Here is an 18,422-nt window from a genome sequence, read left to right on the forward strand (position 1 = left end):
CGATGTTCGTCATCGAATCCCCGGCCGGCCGTGCTGGTGACACCGTGATCACGGAGGTCCCCGATTCGGTCGCGTCGCCGAACCGCCTCGCCCGGTTTCGCCGGGCGGGGCGGTTCGCCGTGCCGTACCTGTATCTGACGCCCGCGCTGGTGTTGCTCGTCGTATGGATCTATCGGCCGCTGGTCCAAGCGGTCGAGCTGTCCACGTACTCGTGGAATCTGCTGCCGACCGCGCCGATGAAGCCGGTCGGCCTCGGCAATTACCAACGGCTGCTCGATCTTCCGGCCTTCTGGGACTCCATCGGCCGCACCGGGGTGCTGATCGCGGGCATGCTGCCGTTCACCGTGCTGCTTCCGCTGCTCATCGCGCTGGCCAGCAGGCGGGTGCACGGCCGGGCACGCACGGTCTACCACGCGTTCGTCTTCGCGCCGTTCCTCGTCGCGCCCGTCGCGGCGGCGGCCGTGTGGCGCTGGCTGCTGCATCCCGGCAGCGGTTTCGTCGATCAAGTTCTGCGCTCGGATCGCAACTGGGTCTACGACGCGAGCACCGCGCACGAGGTGATCATCCTGATCACCGGATGGCAGCTGCTCGGTTTCGCGGTGCTCGTGGTCTGGGCCGGGCTGGCGGGCATCAACGGCGAGTACGACGAGGCCGCCCGGGTGGACGGCGCGAGTCCCGGTCAGATCCGCCGGTGGATCACCTTGCCGCTGCTGTCGCCCACGCTGCTGTTTCTGGTGCTCACCACGGTATTGCTCAGTCCGACTCTGACTTTCCCGCTGATCGACTCGATGACGCAGGGTGGCCCGGCACAGGCGACCACCAATATCTACTACCTGCTATGGGACTACGCGTTCCACAGCTTCGACGCCGGACTCAGCGCCGCGGCCGGTGTGCTGCTGTTCGCCGGATTCGGGGTGATCGCCGGAGTCCTGGTGTGGGTCTCGGAAAAGGTTTCCTTCCATGACGATTGACCGACTGCGCACCGCGGGCAGCCACGTTCTGCTCGCCGCGACCGCGATATTGTGCGCGTTTCCGATCTACTGGCTGTTCGCCACGTCGCTGCGGCGGCCCGAGGACGTGACCTCGCTGTCCCCGGTACCCTGGCCGATCTCGTTCGCCAACTACGGCGACGCGGCCGACAAGGTCGACGTGCTGGGCCTGATCGGCAACACCTTCTTCGTCGCCGCGTTGTCCGCGGCGGGCCAGCTGCTCGTCGCGCTGCTGGCCTCCTATGCGTTCGCGATGTACACCTTTCCGTTCCAGCGGTTGCTCTACCTGGCCTTCGTCGGCACGTGGCTGGTTCCGTTCCAGGTCACCATGCTGCCCAACTACGTGCTGCTGACCAAGCTCGGCCTGCTCAATTCGCTGATCGGCGTGGTGCTTCCGACACTGTGCTCGGCGCTCGCGGTCCTGCTGCTGCGCCAGCACATGGCCGGCTTCCCGAAGGAACTCGTGGCGGCGGCGAAGATCGACGGCCGTTCCTCGTGGTCGATCCTGTGGACCGTGGTCGTGCCGAATCTGCGCCCAGCCCTGGCGGCGCTGGCGATCCTGCTGTTCATCAACGCCTGGAACGAATACTTCTGGCCCGCGGTCGTACTACGCCAATCCAACAGCGTGCTCCAACTGGGCCTGCGCAGTTTCATGGGCACCGAGGGCGACCACTGGGGACCGATGATGGCGGTGGCCAGCCTCGCCTGCCTCCCGGTGTTGCTGATGTATCTGCTGCTGCAACGCCACATCGTCAACGCGTTCGTGCGGTCGGGGTTGAAGTAGACGACCACTGCGATCGGACGGTCGGACCGGCGCGCGCTGCTCTGATCGCAGTGGGCGGTCAGTGGCCGTAACGATCATGTGCCTCGAACTCGCCGAAGTCGTCCTGTAGCCAGCCCAGATCGCGCCAGGTTCCGGAGCCGTCGAGGGGGCCCTCATAGACGATCTCCAGATAACTGCCAGGCTGGTCGTCGAGCCGGAGGCGGCGGCCTCGGCTGTACAGGAACAGCGACACGCTGATGTCCGGCTGTCCGTCGCTGTAATGCATACCGAGTATTCCCTCCCACGCCAGCTGGAGCGTTGGACTGGACAGCTCAGGACCTCGGACGAGACAGGAGAACCCGTCCTCCATTTCGCCTGGGTCGACTACGGTCACCTGCTCGCCGAGGTGAGTGGCGAGGCTGTCGGCGAGGACGTCGATCGTCGACCTCCACCGGCCGGATGGTGGGGTGTCTTCGGGGCCCTTTTCGACCGTCACGGCCAGTCGTTCCTTTCCCAGCACATGCCGCTTCGTGGGCACCGCTACGTGTGCGGATCTCGACGTAATTCGGGTTGCCCGCCCACTTCTCGACTTTGACCGGTTTCGGGCTCGGCCCGCACCTTCGCCGACCCAGTCTGCGGCATCGACTCCAGATAGTCGAAGTCGGAGTTCAGTATTCCGGCGGTGCCACGCTGCGCTGGCGGATGTGATGCGGGCGCGCCACGACCGCCCCGACGCCGCCAGGAACCCCGGACCGGCATCGGAGCGGTCATCGCGGATGTCAGGCCGACGTGACCTGGTCGAGGGTCGGGTAGTCGGTGTACCCGGCGCTGTCGCCGCCGTAGAAGGTGGCCTGGTCGGCGGTGTTGTACGGCCCGCCCACCTTGATCCTGGCGTCGAGATCCGGGTTCGCCAGCCACAGGGCACCGAGCGAAACCGCGTCCGTGACACCGGATTCCAGCGCCTCCTCGGCCGCTTCGACGGTCGCGGGGAACGCGTCCGGGGTGCGGTGCGGGTTGAGAATGAGCGAGCCGGGCCAGGCGGCGCGCAGCTTCGTGGTCAGCTCGCGGTCGCCGCCTTCGACGATGTGCACATAGGCGATGTCCTGTTCGGCCAGCTTCGTCAGCAGTTCGACGTACAGCGGCGCCGGATCGGACTCTTCGATGTGGTTGAACGGGTTGCCGGGCGAGAGCCGGATGCCCGTGCGGTCGGCACCGATGGCTTCGGACACCGCGGCCACGACCTCGGTGACGAACCGGATGCGGTTGGCCACCGATCCGCCGTAGGAATCCGTGCGCAGGTTGGTGTTGTCGGCCAAGAACTGGTGCAGCAGATAGCCGTTGGCGCCGTGCAGTTCGACACCGTCGAACCCGGCCGCGATGGCGTTGCGCGCGGCGGCGGTGAAGTCGGTGATCGTGGCGGCGATGTCCTCGGTGGTCATTTCCCGGGGCGTGGGGTGGTCGAGCATCCCGTCGGGTGTGAACAGCTGCTCGCCGGACGCCACCGCAGACGGGGCCAGCGGAAGCGCGTTGTCCGGGTAGAGTGCCGGGTGTCCGATGCGGCCACAGTGGTTGATTTGGGCGAAGATTCGCCCGCCCGCCCGGTGCACGGCATCGGTGACCTGCCGCCAAGCGTCGGTCTGCTCGGCGTTGTGCAGCCCTGGGGTCAGGAAGTAGCCCTGTCCGATGACGCTGGGCTGGATTCCCTCGCTGATGATCAGACCCGCGCTCGCCCGCTGGGCGTAGTACTCGCCGGCCAGCTCGGTGACGAGGCCCTCGGGGGTGGCCCGGTTCCGCGTCATCGGAGCCATCACCAGTCGGTTCGGAAGCTGCAATCCGCCGATCGTGACCGGATCGAACAGGGTGCTCACCATGTACTCCTTGCTTGTCCGATTCGCGCACGGCGCCCGAGCGCGAATACTTTATTGAATCAAGCATCATCGTGACAGGATTGCTTTAGCGGATCAAGTATCTTCCGCAAAGTTAGCCTAGAATTTCCGGCATGGCAGTACCGGCAGGCCCCGTGAGCGCATCCACCGAGCTCGAGCGAGTGATGTTCGAGTTCGTGGACGCCTACAACAACGCCTTCGAGGCCGCAGCCCGGCAACACGCGATGAGCATGGCCCACGCATGCGTGCTCGGCAGGGTCGGCACCCCGAGGGGGATGGGCGAACTCGCCGAGGAACTCGGCTGCGACGCCTCCAACATCACCCAGATCGTCACGCGCCTGGAGGCCCGCTCACTGGTCCAGCGCCAAACCAACCCCGAAGACCGCCGCTCCCGGCAAATCCAGCGCACCGCGGAGGGCGACGCCGTCAACGCCGCCTTCGAAGAATCCTTCGACTTCCCCCGCCGCGCCGGCGCCAACCTCACCCCCGACGAACAACTCCAGCTGACCGAGCTACTCCGCAAAGCCCTTACAGCTCCCCAGTAGCGGTGTCCGAGGACCGCTGTCCAGATCGCCATGGAGAAGCAGGCAGGGTGGAGCGTCCGGCCGGACCTCCGTGATCGGGCGCTAGCCGTTCATGAGTTGGGCGAGGCGGTCCCACGCTGGGGATGAAGCTCCGGGCTGAGTCTGCGCGGCCAGCGGGCGATAGCCGGGTTCGCGACTGCGCGGGTCTCGGATCGGCTGTGGTGGTTGGCGAACCAGCTCCGAGTACGCGCCGCGAGCGCGGAAAGGCGGGGATCGTTCGGTGACCAGTCGTAGGCGGCGTCGTGGTCGAGAATTAGGGCGCGGAACTCGGGATCGGTGAGAAGTTCGCGTTTTTCGGCGATCCACACGGCGGCGTCCTCGGGTGAGGCTGTCTGCATGAGGATCCAGCCGCCACGTTCCAGGCGGATGTGGCGCTCGCTGACGCCGAGTTCGCGCAAGTCGTCCAGATAGTCGGCGACTTCCTGGGAGACGAAAAGCCGGTCACCGCCGCGCAGCTGGGCGAGTTTGTCGCGGGTTCGCCGCAGCTGCGCGATGCGGTCCCGGAGGTCGCGGTCGATCTCGGCGATGGCTGCCGTGAGCGCGTCCGGGTCGGCGGCGAGGAGGTCCTTGATGCGGGCCAGTGGCACGCCCGCATCGGCCAGGGTCCTGATCTTGACGAGATCGATGGCGTGTTCGGCGGTATAGCGCCGGTAGCCGGACGAGTCGCGGTCGGGCTCGGCGAGCAGACCGCGCTCGTGATAGTGGCGGATGGCTTTGATGGTCACTCCGGCGTAGTCCGCGAGCCGGCCGATCGTGATCATGCTGCACATCCTTTCACTCGGCGGTCAGGTCACTCGGAACGGTCGGCCCGTCGGGTCAGGCGGCCGCCGCCGTTGCGGAAGCGGGCTCGACCGTCACGGACGTCGTGGTAGGAGACGAGCAGCAGTCGCAGGTATCCGTCGAACGTCTCCAGCGGGTACCCGGCGGGCGCGAAAAGGCCGGGCCGGATCGCCACGTAGCGCTGCGGCGGTGCGGCGGTCATACCGCCGGCGAACTCGGTGAAGATCCGCTCCTGCGATTCGTCCGCCGGTTCGTAGGTCATCCGCTCCTCGAGCTGACCATCGACGATGCTGACATCGATGCGGAGCTGATCGGAGCGGTAGGTGCCCACGTATGGGGTGAGGTCGACCTCCCGCTCCAATTCGCCGACGAGAGTGGGGATCTCGACGCCGAGATGCTCGCTCACGAGCCACTGCAGGATCTGGTCCTGCAGCATGATCGCTCCCGGGGTATTGCCGAAAGCGGTGAAGACCAGGTCGTATTCGGGCACGACGCAGAGGATCGACACGCCGCCGGGCGACGCGCCCGACATGGCGAGGACGGTCGTTTCACCGAACGGATACCGCACCCAACCCAGGCCCATCGGTGGGACGTTCGGGCTGGCCATGTCGTACGAGACCTGCTGCATCAGTGCGGTCGACTCGGCAGAGAGGACGCGTGTGCCCGAAGGGGACACACCGCCCGCGAGGTGGGTGCGTCCGAAGGCGAGCAGGTCGGCGATCGTGCCGATCGGCGTGCCGCCTGCCGGCCCCCAGGTCTCGGGCAGCATGAACATGCGGGTGGGCTCGGCCGCCATGGTCTCGACGTTCAGGAAGTGGCCGACAGCGGTGCTGCGCAGGATGGCCTGCGCGGCCGAGGTGCTGGCGTCCGCCATGCCGGCGGGCGCGTAGATGTCGCGCTCGAGCAGGTCGTGGAAGGGCAGGCCGGTCACCACTTCGAGCAGGCGGCCCGCGAGGATCATGCCGCCGTTGGAGTAGCTGAGCTGCTCGCCGGGTTCGAACAGGGTGCCGCACCTGCTCGCGAGCCCGTCGACGTAGGTCTTCAGCGCGTCGCGACCCTCGGCGTCAGGGAAGAACAGGTCCGCGTCGATGCCGTTCGTGTGCGAAAGCAGGTGCCGGACCAGGATCTTGTCTGCCGCGCCCGATGCGGTCAGGGCGAATTCGGGCAGGTACTTCACGACCGGGGTGTCGAGGTCCAGGTGGCCGCGCTCGACCTGCTGGAGGACCAGCGTGGTGGTCAGGACCTTGGTGACCGAGCCGAAGAGGAATCCGGTGTCTTCGAGCATCGGTGCGCCGGTGGCGACGTTCGCGGTGCCGTGGGCGACGACGATCTGCTCGCCCGCGTGGTAGACGCCGGCGACGAACCCCGGGACGTTGCCGGACTCGCAGTAGGCGGCGACCTGCTCGCGGATCTGGGCTTCGACGGTGCGCAGTGCGTTGTTGTTCATGCGAACCATCGTCGAACCTTGCCCCTAGGGCAAGGTCAAGCCCGGAACCAAAGAAACCGGCGAGCACCTTGGCCGCAAATGAAACTCAGTTACCTCGACTGGCGGTCACCCCAGAGGTAGCGGGCGGGCGAGTTTGCCGACGGTGTGCAGATGGCTCAATGCTTGGCGGTAGGAGTCGAGGAGGCCGGTCTGGCAATAGGGCACCTGGAGCTCGAGGCAGAACTCTTCGACCATCGGCTGCGCTCGGCGCAGGTTGGCCCGCGGCATGGACGGGAACAGGTGGTGCTCGATCTGGTAATTCAGACCGCCCAGGGCCGCGTCGACGAGCCAACCGCCGCGGACGTTACGAGAGGTGAGCACTTGACGGCGGAGGAAGTCTGTCGATTCGCCTTCGGCCAGTACTTCCATCCCCTTGTGGTTGGGGGCGAAGGTGCAGCCCATGTAGAACCCGAACAGCCCCTGCTGCACGACGATGAAGGCCACCGCTTTGCCGGGCGACAGGACCAGGAATACCGCGGCGAGATACCCGGCGGCGTGCGCGGCTAGCAGGACGGCCTCCCAGATGCGATTGGGTATCGCCCAGCGCAGCACCGCCCGGACACTCGCGTAGTGCAGACTGCCTGCCTCGAGGAACAGCATCGGAAAGAACAGCCAGCCTTGGTAGCGGAAGATCAGCCGCCGGAAACCCTTGCCCTCCCGCGCCCGATCACCGGAATGGGCCAGCACTCCCATTACGTCGGGGTCCGCACCTTCGGTGTTGGGGTGAGCGTGGTGCCGGTTGTGGTTACTGACCCACCAACCGATGCTCAGCCCGATACCGAGATTGCCCGCTATCACACCGAACAGGTAGTTGGCCCGCCGACTGCCGAAGATCTGTCTGTGCCCGGCATCATGACCGAGGAACGCGATCTGGGCGAACACCACCGCCAAGAACGCGGCGACGCCCAGTTGCCACCACGAGTCGCCGACGAGGACGAACGCCGCCCACCCGGCAACGAACGCCACCGCGGTGACCGCGCTCTTCCAGGCGTAGTAGCGCAACCGCCGATCCAGCAGCCCCGCCTGCCGCACCCGACGCAACAAGACCGCGTACTCGCTGCCACGCGCCGGCCCGTGTCCCCCGGTCTGTGCGGTCGACGACGAGGCAAGTCGCCCCGCTCGCTGTGCGCGTGGATCGATGTGTTCCCACGCTACGGGCGCGCTCGTTGCGGCGGCGGATTTCGGCACCACCCGGCCGGTACTGCTTTCGATTACCACGGGTTGCCTACGCATCCTGTCGTCGTTGTCGGTCTCCGGGCTCGAACCGTTACCCCACGGCCCTGCCCAGCACAGCGGGCTATCGGAAGTCAAGAAATGGAGACTCGCCTACCTCGACAACAGAATGTCGCGATGAGACCACCGCCAGGCTAACTGACGTACCGACGGACGATACATCTGAGTGACCATTGCGCTGCACTAACCGCGGCCGGTGCGCCAGCCGGCGGCGCGCAGCTGGGCGCGGTGGAGTCGCTGATGAACTCCGCGGAGAAGGAGATGTGCGGAGCGACCTCGGGCGGAATGCCCAACTGCTCCGCACGGCACGGTCAGGCCGTCCGCTGAGCGCCGGGGAATCCGATCGAGCGAACTCGAACTCCGATCAACTGGCGACCACTTCCTCGCCGAGGAATCCACCCGACTGGTGCCGCCACAGCTGCGCGTATGTTCCTTGCGCACATAGCAGCTCTTCGTGTGTCCCATCCTCGACGACTCGCCCGTGGTCTAGCACCACCAGCCGGTCCATCCCGGCCACAGTGCTCAGCCGGTGCGCGACGACCAGCGCCGTACGCCCTTCCATCAATTCCCAGAGCGCTTGCTGCACAAGCAATTCGCTTTCCGAGTCGAGAGCGCTGGTGGCCTCGTCCAGGAGCAGGATGGGCGCGTCCCGCAGCATGGCCCGGGCCAGTGCGACCCGCTGGCGCTGGCCGCCGGACAGTTTCACGCCGCGCTCGCCGATGAGCGTTTCCATACCCTGCGGCAGTGCGTCCGCGAACTCGGTGACGTGCGCGGCCTCGGCGGCCCGCAGGATCTCCTCGTCCGTGGCGTCCGGGCGCGCGAACCGGATGTTCTCGCTCAGGGTCCGGTGGAACATGGCCGGGTCCTGGGGCACGTAGGCGATCAGACTGCGCAGATCCGCCTGCCGCAGCCGGGCGATGTCCTGCCCGCCGATGCGTATCGTTCCGGATTGGATATCCATCAACCGCAGCAGCAGTTGGGTGATGGTGGTCTTGCCACCACCGGATCGTCCGACCAGGCCTACCTTGGCGCCGCTGGGCACGTGCAGATCCAGTCCGTGGAACAGCTGCCGCGCACCCGCGTGCGTGAAGTTCACGTTCTCGAACCGCACGCTGAAGCCCTGGGGCCGCGGTGGTTCCGGATGTTCGGTATCGAGCACCTTCGGCTCATCGAGCAGCAGTTCGGTGAACTGCGCCGCCTCGGTGAGCACGGTCTCCAACCGCCGGTAGATCTGGTTGAACCGGAACATGATCCCGGTGGCGTTGAAGTAGTAGGTGAATGCCACCACAATGGCCTCCACCCCCGCATTCCCGCCGCTGAGGCCCAGCGCGATCAGCAGGCCGATCACGTTGGTGAGCACCAGCAGCGGCGCCACCAGCGTATCTATCCGCAGGTTCGCGTAGTCCCAGGAGCGCAACGACTTTTGCCGCGACGAGACGACCCGCCGCCGATGCTCGGCCGCCTCCTGCGGTTCGGCGGCGAAGGCGCGCACCACCTGCATATTGGCCAAGCTGTCGGCCACATGCCCGGAAACCTGCGCAATGGCGGCCTCCCGGTCGTCGACGAGCTTCTGGCGGCGCTGGATCAAGGGCGTGATGACCAGCGCCGTCATCACGATCATCCCGATCAGCACGACGACAAGCATGGGGTTGTAGCGCCACAACACCACCGAGGCGAACATCAGCGGCACCAGTGCCGCCAGGAGCTCGAAGGCCAGGGTGTCCACGAACTGCTCGAACCGAGCCGCGAAGCTGAGCGAGCGCTTCGTCAGCGAACCGGCGAAGTTGTTGTGGAAGAACGCCGCGTCCTTGGCGAGCAGCTCGTCCATGGCGAGCACGTACAGGTGCTCGATACCGTAGGCGTCGACTCGATTCAGACAGTGAATCCCGATGCGCCACAGCACTTCCGCGAGCAGCAGGGTGCCACCGAAGGCGAGGATATAGGAAGCCAGGGCCCCGAAACTCGTATCCCCGGTCACCGCGACCCGGCCGACCATCATGGCGACGATCAGCGGTGCGATGTACAGGTTGCAGATATTGCCGAGTGCCGGTGCCAGCAGCGCCGGAATCGTCGTGGCCTTGCGCGAGGCCATTTCCCGGCCATAAAAACGCAGCACCAGCTTGACCGCCGTTGCGCGTGAACTCATGCTCCCCCCTCTCGTCTCGAATCAACGAGCGATGCAGGTGAGCAATGATCCCGCGTCCAGGCGGGTTACCGCCAGCGAATATCGCCGACGACGTGGTTGTAGAGCAAAACCCACGGCGCGAGATGCCGCCGTGGGTTTCGTCGTTCTGCGCGCCGGGCGATCAGACGCAGGTACGCCAGATCGTGCCGCAGAACCAGCGGTTCAGATCGGCCGAACCGCTGGAAATCTCGCTATTGCCAATCGCCTGCGGCTCGACCGGGGCCTGAGCCTGCTCGAGCTGGAGCGGTGCCTCAGCCTGCGCAGGAGAGACGGACATCAGCACCGCACCGGCCAGCAGGGCACCCGCGACGATGTGGCGATTGACTCGAATCATCTCAAACCCGATCTCTTTGAGTTGGTTTCGGCCACGAACATGACCGCGGTGGCTGAATCGAGCGCCAGGCTCCGCCCGTTACAAAGCCCATTACAAATCCTCCGGCACGCGGTCGACACCATCGGAGCTCCGACAGCACCGGGGCCGGGGGTGCGCCGCCATCGGACGCGGGCCGTCAACCGCGTCCGATGGCGGCGGCTTTCATGAGGCGACGCGGGACACCGTGGTGAGGGTGCTGATGAGGGCGGTGTCGTGGTCCGCGGCGCGGAAGCGGGGGTGGTCGAGGATGTCGTGCAGAAAGTCGGTGGTGGTGGCGATGCCGCGGCCGCGGATCCTGGTTTCGGCCAGGGCGCGGCGCATCCGCGCGATGGCAGTGGGACGGTCCGGCGCCCAGACGATGATCTTGGCGAGCAGCGAATCGTAATGCGGTGGAACGGCATAGCCGGGGCCGACATGGGTGTCGATCCGGACGAAGGGGCCGCCGGGCAACGTGCATTCGGTGAGCGTCCCCGGCGCGGGCGCGAATTCGCGTTGTGGATCCTCGGCGTTGATGCGGCACTCGATGGACACCCCGCGTGGGGTGGCGGCGTCGGCGGGCAGCGACAGCGGCAGGCCGGAGGCGATACGCAGCTGCTCGGCGACCAGGTCGATTCCGGTGACCATCTCGGTGACCGGATGCTCCACTTGCAGGCGGCAGTTGACCTCCATGAAGTAGAAGCGTCCCTGCTGGTCCAAGAGGAATTCGAAGGTTCCGGCTCCGACGTAGCCGACGGCTTCCGCGCCGCGCACGGCGGCGGCGCCGATCCGGGCCACGAGTTCGTCGGACAGACCGGGTGCGGGCGACTCCTCTACGAGTTTCTGGTGCCGCCGTTGCAGGGAGCAATCCCGCGCGCCGAGATGCCGCACCGTCCCGTGCCGGTCGGCGAGAATTTGCACTTCGATGTGCCGGGCCGAGTCGAGATAGCGCTCGACGTAGAGCCTGCCGTCACCGAACACCGCAGTGGCATTCGCGCGGGTCTCCTGCCAAGCCGCGGCGAAGTCGGCGGAATCCCGCACGACGCGCATGCCGCGGCCGCCACCACCTGCCACCGCCTTGATGATCACCGGATAGCCGATGTCGTCGGCGAGCGCGTGCGCCTCGTCCACCGTGTCGAGCGGATCGCGGCTGCCGGGCAGCAACGGCAGCCCGGCCGCCGCCATCAGCGACCGCGCCGTGGACTTGTCGCCGAGATCGGCCATGATCGCGGCGGGCGTGCCGACGAACACCAATCCCTCCGCCTCGCAGACTTCCGCGAAATCCGGGTCCTCGGACAGAAACCCGTATCCGGGGTGGATCGCGTCGGCGCCGGTGGCCCGCGCGGCCTCGATCACAGCGGGAATATAGGAGTAACTGCGCTTCGCGGGGCCGGGACCGATCCGGAACGCCTGATCGGCGAGCCGGACGGCGGCGGAATCGGCGTCGGCCGCGGAATACACCGCGACGGTGGCGATGCCGAGTTCCGCGCAGGTCCGGATGACCCGCACGGCGATCTCGCCGCGATTGGCGACGAGCACCTTACGGATCGGGCGCACGGTCACCGCACCACCTCGAGCACCATCAGCGGCGCGCCGTGCTCGACCGCCTCCCCGTTCTCCACCAGGAATTCCGCCACCCGTCCCTCCCTGGCCGCGGTGACCGGGATCATCAGCTTCATCGCCTCGACGATGCCGACCTGCTGACCGGCCCGCACCGGGTCGCCTTCGGTGACGAACGGGGCGGCCCCGGGCTCGGGGGCGCGATAGAAGACGCCGACGGTCTCGGCGTTCACGGTGAAAGTGTCGGCATCCGAAGGTTTTTCGGCGGACGCTGAGTCATCGGCCGCGGCAGGCACCCCGGGAATGGGCGCGACAGACGGAACGGGCGCGACGGTGGCGGGCGTGCCCGGCCCAGCCTGCCCGTCCCAGCTGACGCGCAACACCAACGGGCCATTGGCGACAGTCACGGAGCTCGGTGCGGTCTCGGCTCGCACGGCCAGCGCGTAACGCGATAGCACGGCCAGCGCGTGGTCGGCGTCGACCGGGTTCAGCGCGCGGCCGACCGGCTCGGTGGTCACGGACTCGGTCATCACTTCTCCATAAGGTTGTTCAGGCTGGGCGCCGTGAGGGGTGGCTGATCGCTTAGGTGCCAACCGCGCCAGCACCATCGAGACACCAGCCTCGATCAGTGCTGGGAGTGACACGATCATCGGGAGACCTGGTTGTTCCTGGACAGTCCGAAGACCCGGAAACGGTGGTGGCGGTGGTCGAGTAGCTCCGAGAGGGATAGCGCGCTCAGGTCGGCGACCGCGTGGCGCAACGCGAGCCGCAGTGCTGCGGCGGCCGCGGCGGGATCGCGGTGGGCGCCGCCCGGAGGCTCGGGCAGGACGGCGTCGGCGACGCCGAGCTCGAGCAGGGAGGTCGAGTCCACCCGCAGGGCCGCCGCGGCCCGCGGCGCGGCAGCCGCGTCCTTCCACAGGATGGAGGCGCATCCCTCCGGGCTGATCACGGAGTAGACCGCGTTCTCGCACACGATCACGCGATCGGCCACCGCGAGTGCAAGCGCTCCCCCGCTGCCGCCCTCACCGGTGATCACCGTGACGATCGGAACAGGCAGCCCGGCAAGCAGTTTCAGCGATTCGGCGATGGCGACCGCCTGTCCCTGCTCCTCGGCGGTGACACCCGGATAGGCGCCCGCGGTGTCGACCAAGGTGATCACCGGTAAGCCCAGCTTGGCGGCCAGCCGTAGCACGCGGGCCGACTTGCGGTATCCGGCAGGTGTCGGCATGCCGTAATTGCGCTGCGCCAATTCCGTGGCGGTATGGCCTTTCTGCGTGCCGATCACCACGACGGGCGCGCCGTCCAGGCGAGCCAGCGCGGTGATCATCGCCGGGCAGTCGGCCGACAGCCGGTCACCGTGCAGCTCGACGAACTCGTCGAAGGACGCGGCCAGATAGTCCAGCGTCGTCGGCCGGCCCAATTCGCGTGCGGCTCGCACGCTGTGCCATGCCTCGCGCGGCGGCAGATCCGCGGCATCGGTTCGGACCGGTGTGTCGAGATCTCCAAGGTCGAGGCGGCTCGGAGTATCGGCGGCCAGCGCCAGCAACCGGGCCAACCGGTCCCGCAACGCCGAGCGGTGGCAGATCATGTCCACCACACCGTGTTCGAGCAGGAATTCCGCGGTCTGGAATCCGGCTGGCAGCGTCTCGCCGATGGTCTGCTGGATCACCCGGGGACCGGCGAAGCCGAGCCGCGCCCCGGGTTCGGCGATGATGACGTCGGTGGAGGTGGCGTAGGAGGCCGCGACGCCGCCGTAGGTGGGATCGGTGATCACCGAGATGGTCAGCACGCCCGCGTCGTCCAGTTCGCGCAGTGCCTGGCTGGTCTTGGCCATCTGCATCAGCGCGAGGATGCCCTCCTGCATGCGGGCGCCGCCCGATGCGGTGACCAGCACCAGGGGAACCCGCGCCGCCAGCGCCGTTTCGGCCGCGGCGGTGACCGCCTCGCCGACCGCGCTGCCCAGGCTGCCGCCGAGGAAGCGGAAGTCCATCACCGCCAGCACCAGCGGCGCGCCGCCGATCGTGCCGCGCACGCACCGGATGGCGTCGGTGAGTCCGGTGCGTCGCCGCGCTTCGGCGTGCCGCTCGGGATAGGGGCGCGAATCGCTGAAGCCGAGCGGGTCCGCCGCGGTGGCCGCCGGTTCGATGTGCTGCGCGGAGCCCGGGTCGAGCAGCGCCTCGACGCGCTGGTCGGCCGTCAGCATGCCGTGGCCGTCGCAGTCCGGGCAGACCCGGCCTGCGCGCTCGTAGCGTTTGGCGTAGATCATGGTGGCGCAGGAAGGGCACACCATCCAGGAGGCCCGGGTGTCCGAGCCGGTCTCGAGCGTGGTCATCGTTCCTCCCTCGGTCGGGGCACGAACCGGGCGCAGTCGGCGGGCAACCGCACGCCCGCGGTGCGCAGCTGGGCGACCCGGGTCAGGTAGGCCGCGCCCAGCATCATCTGATCGGCGATGTCGGCGACGTGCCGGTTGCGCGGTGCCGCCAGGTAGGTGCCGGCCACCCAGTTGTTGAACCCGCCCATCGCGGGTCCGCACCAGATCTGATAGTCGGCGACGCGATCGGCCTCGCCGCGGATGCTCCACCCCGACGACAGCCCCAGATACCACCGGAACACCAGCGCCATCTTGCGTTTCGGCTCCGCTTCCGCGCCGACCAGCTGGGCCGGATCGCGTTCGGTGAAATACGTGACGCAGTCGGCCCACACCGCGTCGAGCGGTCGCCGGAACAGCGTGGCCTCGAGATCGCGGCGCAGGTCGGCCGGGAGGTCGTCGATGCCGTCGTACGCGCGATAGGTGTCGTAGAGCCGCTGCGCGCGGGCGGCGAACATGGTGCCTCGGCGCAGCACCTGCACCTGGACGCCGAGCTCGAACATGTCCGAGGACGGCGACATGGCACAGTCGGCGAAATCCGCTTGGGCGAGCAGCTGTTTGGTGGCGTCGCACTGAGCCGCTTCCCGGGTGGCCTGATTGACCGAACCGCTCACCACGTAGGCGGCGCCCATGGCGAAGGCCGCGGCCGCGGCGGCGGGGGTACCGATGCCGCCCGCCGCGCCGACGCGGACCGCCGCGGCGGCGGGCACGGTGCGGGCGAGGCGGTCCCGCGTCGCGATCAGCTCCGGCAGCAGCACCGGCAGCGGCCTGCGATCGGTGTGCCCGCCGGAGTCGGCTTCGGCGGTGATGTCGTCGGCCATCGGAGCCTGTTCGGCGAGACGGGCCTGCTCCGGCGTCAGCTCACCGGACTCGACCAATCCGCGCAGCAGCCGCTCGGGGGCCGGACGCAGGAACAACTCGGCCACCTCGACCCGGGAGACTTTGGCGATCAACCGGTTCCGTATCTCGATTCGGCCCTGTCGGTCGACGGCGAGTCCCATGGCGCGGTAGCGCACGACCTCACCGGTCAGACCCATGAACGCCGACGCTTCCACGCACCGAACCTGATGACGCAGGCACGCGTCCACGATCGCGCGCTCCAATGCGGGCTCGGATGGACTGTGGATCAGGTTGCACGCGAACGGCTTTCCCACCAGCGTGCGGCTCAAGTCGGCCAATGCCGTGTCGACCGCGCTGGGTGGCACGCCCGCGGCACCGTAGGAGGCGAGATATCCCGCCTGTGCCATCGCTGAAACCAATGCGGGCGAGGCGATCCCGTTGGCCATGGCACCGGCGGCATAGGCCGCGCGCACACCGTGGGCTGCGGCGAAACGCCGGTCACCCAACTGCTCGAGCGGCAGTGGCGCGACCGCGGCCAGGACATCGGCGTGTGCCGCGATCCGCTCGTCGGATGTCGCGCCGACCCGGCCCTCGTGCCGCACTATCCAGCACGGGCGATTCAGGTTCAGCAGCACGGCGGTGATGTCGTCGGCGGTCTCCGCGACCGCGCTGATCGGGGACGTGGTCATCGCCGCTCCCTCCGCTTGCCGAGTTCGACCAAGAGATCGAGCGGTCCGGCGAGTTCGGCGATCCGCTTGTCAGAGATCGCGCTCACCCGGCCGCCGTGACGCATGGTCCGGCGCGGGCCCAGCTCCCACAGCACGGTCGCGACACCGTCGACGGTCGCGGCGACGCTGATCCGGGTCGTGGTCATCGCCGCTCCCTCCCCTTGCCGGGTTCGAGCGGATCGTCGGCGAGTTCCGCCATCCGCTTGTCGGAGGTCGCACCCACGCAGCCGCCGTGCCGCACGATCCAGCGTGGGCGGCCCGAGTCGGTCGCGACATCGTCTGCGGTCGCGGCGGCGACGCCGATCGGGGTCGTCATCACCGTTCCTTCCGTTCGCCGAGTTCGACCGCGAGGTCGAGCAATTCGTAGATGCGCAGTCCCGGCTTCCACAACGAGCCGTCGGCGATCACGGTGACCCGATCCGGGCCGCGACGGACCTCCTTGATGTGCGCTTCGAGTTCGACGGTGCCGTCGGTGGGCAGGAACTGCCCGCGGTAGCGCCAGCGGAACGGGATATCGGCGGGGATGCGGAAGACCGGATCGCCGATCGTGTCGGCGAATCCGGCGTCGATCATCCACTCCTGGATCGCGTGGATCACCGATTCCACTCCCAGCGACCCCGGGATCACCGGGTCGAGGTGGAAGTGTCGGGTGAAGTACCAGTCCGACGGGTCGATTTCGCGCAGCGAATGCAGATATCCCGCTGCGTATCTGCCGCCGCCGTCGACCACGTCGACCCGGTCGATCAGCGCGAGCGTGTTCCGGGCGCACAGCTGGGCATTCGGGTCGGCGCGCCGGGCGGCGACGTCGATAGTGCGCAGCCGCGCGGCGGGGTTCTCCGCCAGCCAGGTCGGCACCGCGCGGCCCGCGTCCAGGCCGGTCTGGTTGGCCAGGGCCTGGTCGCTGAAGTAGCCGAACATCGTCTCGCCCGTGTAGAACGGTTCGCCGTCCACGCTGAGCGTGTAGTCGAAGGTCTGCAGCGACGAACCGGGCAGGATAGTGGTCGACAGCATCCGGGACGACTGGTGGATCGTCTTGCCCCGCAGATCGATCCGCCGCAGCACGGTGGCGGTGCCGCCGAGGTTGCGCAGGCTCAGCGTGGTGCCGGGCTGGGTGAGCGTGGGGCCCGCGTAGTAGCCCATCAGCAGCGCCGCCTGGAGTGAGGTCTCCATGTAGACGAAGTGCGGCATCGACTCGTTGGCGGTGTCGGCGTAGTACCAGGAGTCCGCGGGCGAATCGTATTCGGTGGTGTAAGCGGCTCCGTCCAGCTGACCGCGGCTGCCATCGAAGTCGAGCACCCGGTCGACCAGCAGCAGGCCGCCGGTCGGCAGCCTGGTCGCCCGCACGCCGGTGTACGGGGCGAATTCCGGGCCCATGGCGACGGCCTGGTCACCGCGGGCGAGATGAGCCATATGGAACTCGTTGAGCAGCAGGCTTTCCGAGACCTGCCCCGGGCCGACACCGCTGCCGGGGCGTTCGGTCACCGTGACCGTGACGTCGATTTCGCCCTGCGCGCCGGTCACGATCGCTGTCCCGGTGACGTGCGGTCGCGGCACCAAGTCGAGAGCGGTCACGGTCAGTGTGATCGTGCCGGACCCGGCGCCCTCTACTGCACCGGTGCACTCGGCGACCAGCGAGCTACCCGACAGCACCAGCGGCATGCCGAGGTACAGGGCGAACACCTCCGCGGCCTGAATCGCCGCGGCGCGCGAGTCACCCTCGAACCGTGCCGTGACGCTGCCGTTGCCCCTGCCGCCGTACAGCGCGATCTCGGTGACCTCGGTGAGGGCGAGCGGCCCCGATTCGGCGAGCCTGGCCGCCGACTCGACTCCGGGACGCCGGTACGCCGGTCCGAATACGCCGGTCAGATCGCCTTCGGCGAGGCGGGTGAGCGCGGCTGGATCCAGGCCGATGCGATCGGTGCGGGCCAGCGGCTTGAACGCCGACTCCGCGGCGGCCACCCCGACAGGTGTCTGCGAGTCGTCGCCGGGCGTCGAAAAGAGCGAATCTTCAGCGCCCCGCTGTGGGTGGTTGCCGCGCCGCAAGTGCGGGCCGTCGTGGTCGCGACCATGCTGCGGTCGCCGGTGCGCTGGTTCGTCATGGGCGGGCAAGTGACCGCTACCGCTGACGGACGAACCGAGCCCGACGCCGCTTTCATGCTCGGTCGCGTTCGGTTCGGTTGCCGCCGTCGTTCGACGCAGGGCCCGCTGCCACACTGCCCGTTGCATGGCCAGCTGTGCGCTCAGTGCCGCCCGGTGTGCCGCGACGACACCGGAGCGGATCTCGGCGAGCGGACTCGCCGACCGATCGGCCACCTCGAATGGATCGGAGGCCTCCGTGCGCGCCGGAGATGCGAGCGAATCGCCTTCGGCCTCCGAGGATGCGGGATGCATTGCTGCGCTGAGCATTCCCGGAGCGTCCGCACGGTGGTCACCGTGTCCTCGATGTGCATCGTCGAGGCCGGAACCTACTCGGCGCGGCCGCTGACCGCCGACACTCCCCTGCTCCGTTTCCGAGGCTGCATTGGGTAATCCGGCAGCATCCGCAAGATCTTCGCTGTGTCCCCGATGCGCGACATCGATGCCGGAACCTGCTCGGCGCGGCGGCTGACCGTCGACGCTATCCTGATCCGTTTCTGCGTATGCGAGATCCATTGTTGCACTGCCGGTTCCG

Annotated in this window: 17 protein-coding genes; 3 read left to right on the forward strand and 14 right to left on the reverse strand. The window is 67.9% G+C overall.

What is annotated here, in order from left to right:
• Positions 1 to 2 precede the first annotated feature (2 nt).
• Both IU459_RS14975 and IU459_RS14980 read left to right on the forward strand, forming a co-directional pair.
• Positions 3 to 971: a carbohydrate ABC transporter permease gene (locus tag IU459_RS14975; RefSeq protein ID WP_195130139.1), complete on the forward strand. Its 969-nt coding sequence runs from the start codon at positions 3 to 5 to the stop codon at positions 969 to 971.
• Entirely contained in the window at positions 961 to 1,773 is an 813-nt protein-coding gene (locus IU459_RS14980) for a carbohydrate ABC transporter permease (protein ID WP_195130140.1), read from the forward strand. Before IU459_RS14975 ends, IU459_RS14980 begins: the two co-directional genes overlap by 11 nt.
• Positions 1,774 to 1,831: 58 nt before the next feature.
• Here IU459_RS14980 and IU459_RS14985 read toward each other — a convergent pair whose 3' ends face one another.
• The gene (locus tag IU459_RS14985) at positions 1,832 to 2,248 is read right to left on the reverse strand and encodes a hypothetical protein (RefSeq protein ID WP_195130141.1); all 417 of its coding nucleotides are present in this window, start codon (positions 2,246 to 2,248) and stop codon (positions 1,832 to 1,834) included.
• A gap of 283 nt (positions 2,249 to 2,531) precedes the next feature.
• Positions 2,532 to 3,620, reverse strand: a complete 1,089-nt coding sequence (locus IU459_RS14990) for an alkene reductase (RefSeq protein WP_324198874.1) — start codon at positions 3,618 to 3,620, stop codon at positions 2,532 to 2,534.
• Between the two features lie 131 nt (positions 3,621 to 3,751).
• On the opposite strand from IU459_RS14990, the gene IU459_RS14995 reads away from it, so the two are divergent.
• Positions 3,752 to 4,183: a MarR family winged helix-turn-helix transcriptional regulator gene (locus IU459_RS14995; protein WP_195130143.1), complete on the forward strand. Its 432-nt coding sequence runs from the start codon at positions 3,752 to 3,754 to the stop codon at positions 4,181 to 4,183.
• Between the two features lie 89 nt (positions 4,184 to 4,272).
• Here the strand turns inward: IU459_RS14995 and IU459_RS15000 are convergent, their stop codons facing one another.
• From IU459_RS15000 to IU459_RS15055, 12 genes are all read right to left on the reverse strand, one after another.
• On the reverse strand, positions 4,273 to 4,983 hold the full coding sequence (locus IU459_RS15000) for a MerR family transcriptional regulator (RefSeq protein ID WP_228837954.1): 711 nt from the start codon (positions 4,981 to 4,983) through the stop codon (positions 4,273 to 4,275).
• A gap of 29 nt (positions 4,984 to 5,012) precedes the next feature.
• Positions 5,013 to 6,449: a serine hydrolase domain-containing protein gene (locus IU459_RS15005; RefSeq protein ID WP_228837955.1), complete on the reverse strand. Its 1,437-nt coding sequence runs from the start codon at positions 6,447 to 6,449 to the stop codon at positions 5,013 to 5,015.
• 105 nt (positions 6,450 to 6,554) lie between these two features.
• Positions 6,555 to 7,799, reverse strand: a complete 1,245-nt coding sequence (locus tag IU459_RS15010) for a fatty acid desaturase family protein (RefSeq protein ID WP_228837956.1) — start codon at positions 7,797 to 7,799, stop codon at positions 6,555 to 6,557.
• 286 nt (positions 7,800 to 8,085) lie between these two features.
• On the reverse strand, positions 8,086 to 9,867 hold the full coding sequence (locus IU459_RS15015; RefSeq protein WP_228837957.1) for an ABC transporter ATP-binding protein: 1,782 nt from the start codon (positions 9,865 to 9,867) through the stop codon (positions 8,086 to 8,088).
• Positions 9,868 to 10,027: 160 nt separating this feature from the next.
• The gene (locus IU459_RS15020) at positions 10,028 to 10,240 is read right to left on the reverse strand and encodes a hypothetical protein (RefSeq protein ID WP_195130145.1); all 213 of its coding nucleotides are present in this window, start codon (positions 10,238 to 10,240) and stop codon (positions 10,028 to 10,030) included.
• A gap of 201 nt (positions 10,241 to 10,441) precedes the next feature.
• Entirely contained in the window at positions 10,442 to 11,818 is a 1,377-nt protein-coding gene (locus IU459_RS15025) for an acetyl-CoA carboxylase biotin carboxylase subunit (RefSeq protein ID WP_324198875.1), read from the reverse strand.
• Positions 11,815 to 12,345, reverse strand: a complete 531-nt coding sequence (locus IU459_RS15030) for an acetyl-CoA carboxylase biotin carboxyl carrier protein (protein WP_195130146.1) — start codon at positions 12,343 to 12,345, stop codon at positions 11,815 to 11,817. The genes IU459_RS15025 and IU459_RS15030 overlap by 4 nt, the downstream gene beginning before the upstream one ends.
• A 116-nt stretch (positions 12,346 to 12,461) precedes the next feature.
• On the reverse strand, positions 12,462 to 14,147 hold the full coding sequence (gene accD, locus IU459_RS15035; RefSeq protein ID WP_195130147.1) for an acetyl-CoA carboxylase, carboxyltransferase subunit beta: 1,686 nt from the start codon (positions 14,145 to 14,147) through the stop codon (positions 12,462 to 12,464).
• Entirely contained in the window at positions 14,144 to 15,712 is a 1,569-nt protein-coding gene (locus IU459_RS15040) for a PfaD family polyunsaturated fatty acid/polyketide biosynthesis protein (protein ID WP_195130148.1), read from the reverse strand. Before IU459_RS15040 ends, accD begins: the two co-directional genes overlap by 4 nt.
• On the reverse strand, positions 15,709 to 15,897 hold the full coding sequence (locus tag IU459_RS15045; RefSeq protein WP_195130149.1) for a hypothetical protein: 189 nt from the start codon (positions 15,895 to 15,897) through the stop codon (positions 15,709 to 15,711). Before IU459_RS15045 ends, IU459_RS15040 begins: the two co-directional genes overlap by 4 nt.
• Positions 15,894 to 16,067, reverse strand: a complete 174-nt coding sequence (locus IU459_RS15050; protein WP_195130150.1) for a hypothetical protein — start codon at positions 16,065 to 16,067, stop codon at positions 15,894 to 15,896. Before IU459_RS15050 ends, IU459_RS15045 begins: the two co-directional genes overlap by 4 nt.
• Entirely contained in the window at positions 16,067 to 18,157 is a 2,091-nt protein-coding gene (locus IU459_RS15055; RefSeq protein ID WP_228837958.1) for a beta-hydroxydecanoyl-ACP dehydratase, read from the reverse strand. Before IU459_RS15055 ends, IU459_RS15050 begins: the two co-directional genes overlap by 1 nt.
• Positions 18,158 to 18,422 lie beyond the last annotated feature (265 nt).

The organism is Nocardia amamiensis (assembly GCF_015477605.1).
Taxonomy (GTDB): Bacteria; Actinomycetota; Actinomycetes; order Mycobacteriales; family Mycobacteriaceae; genus Nocardia; species Nocardia amamiensis_A.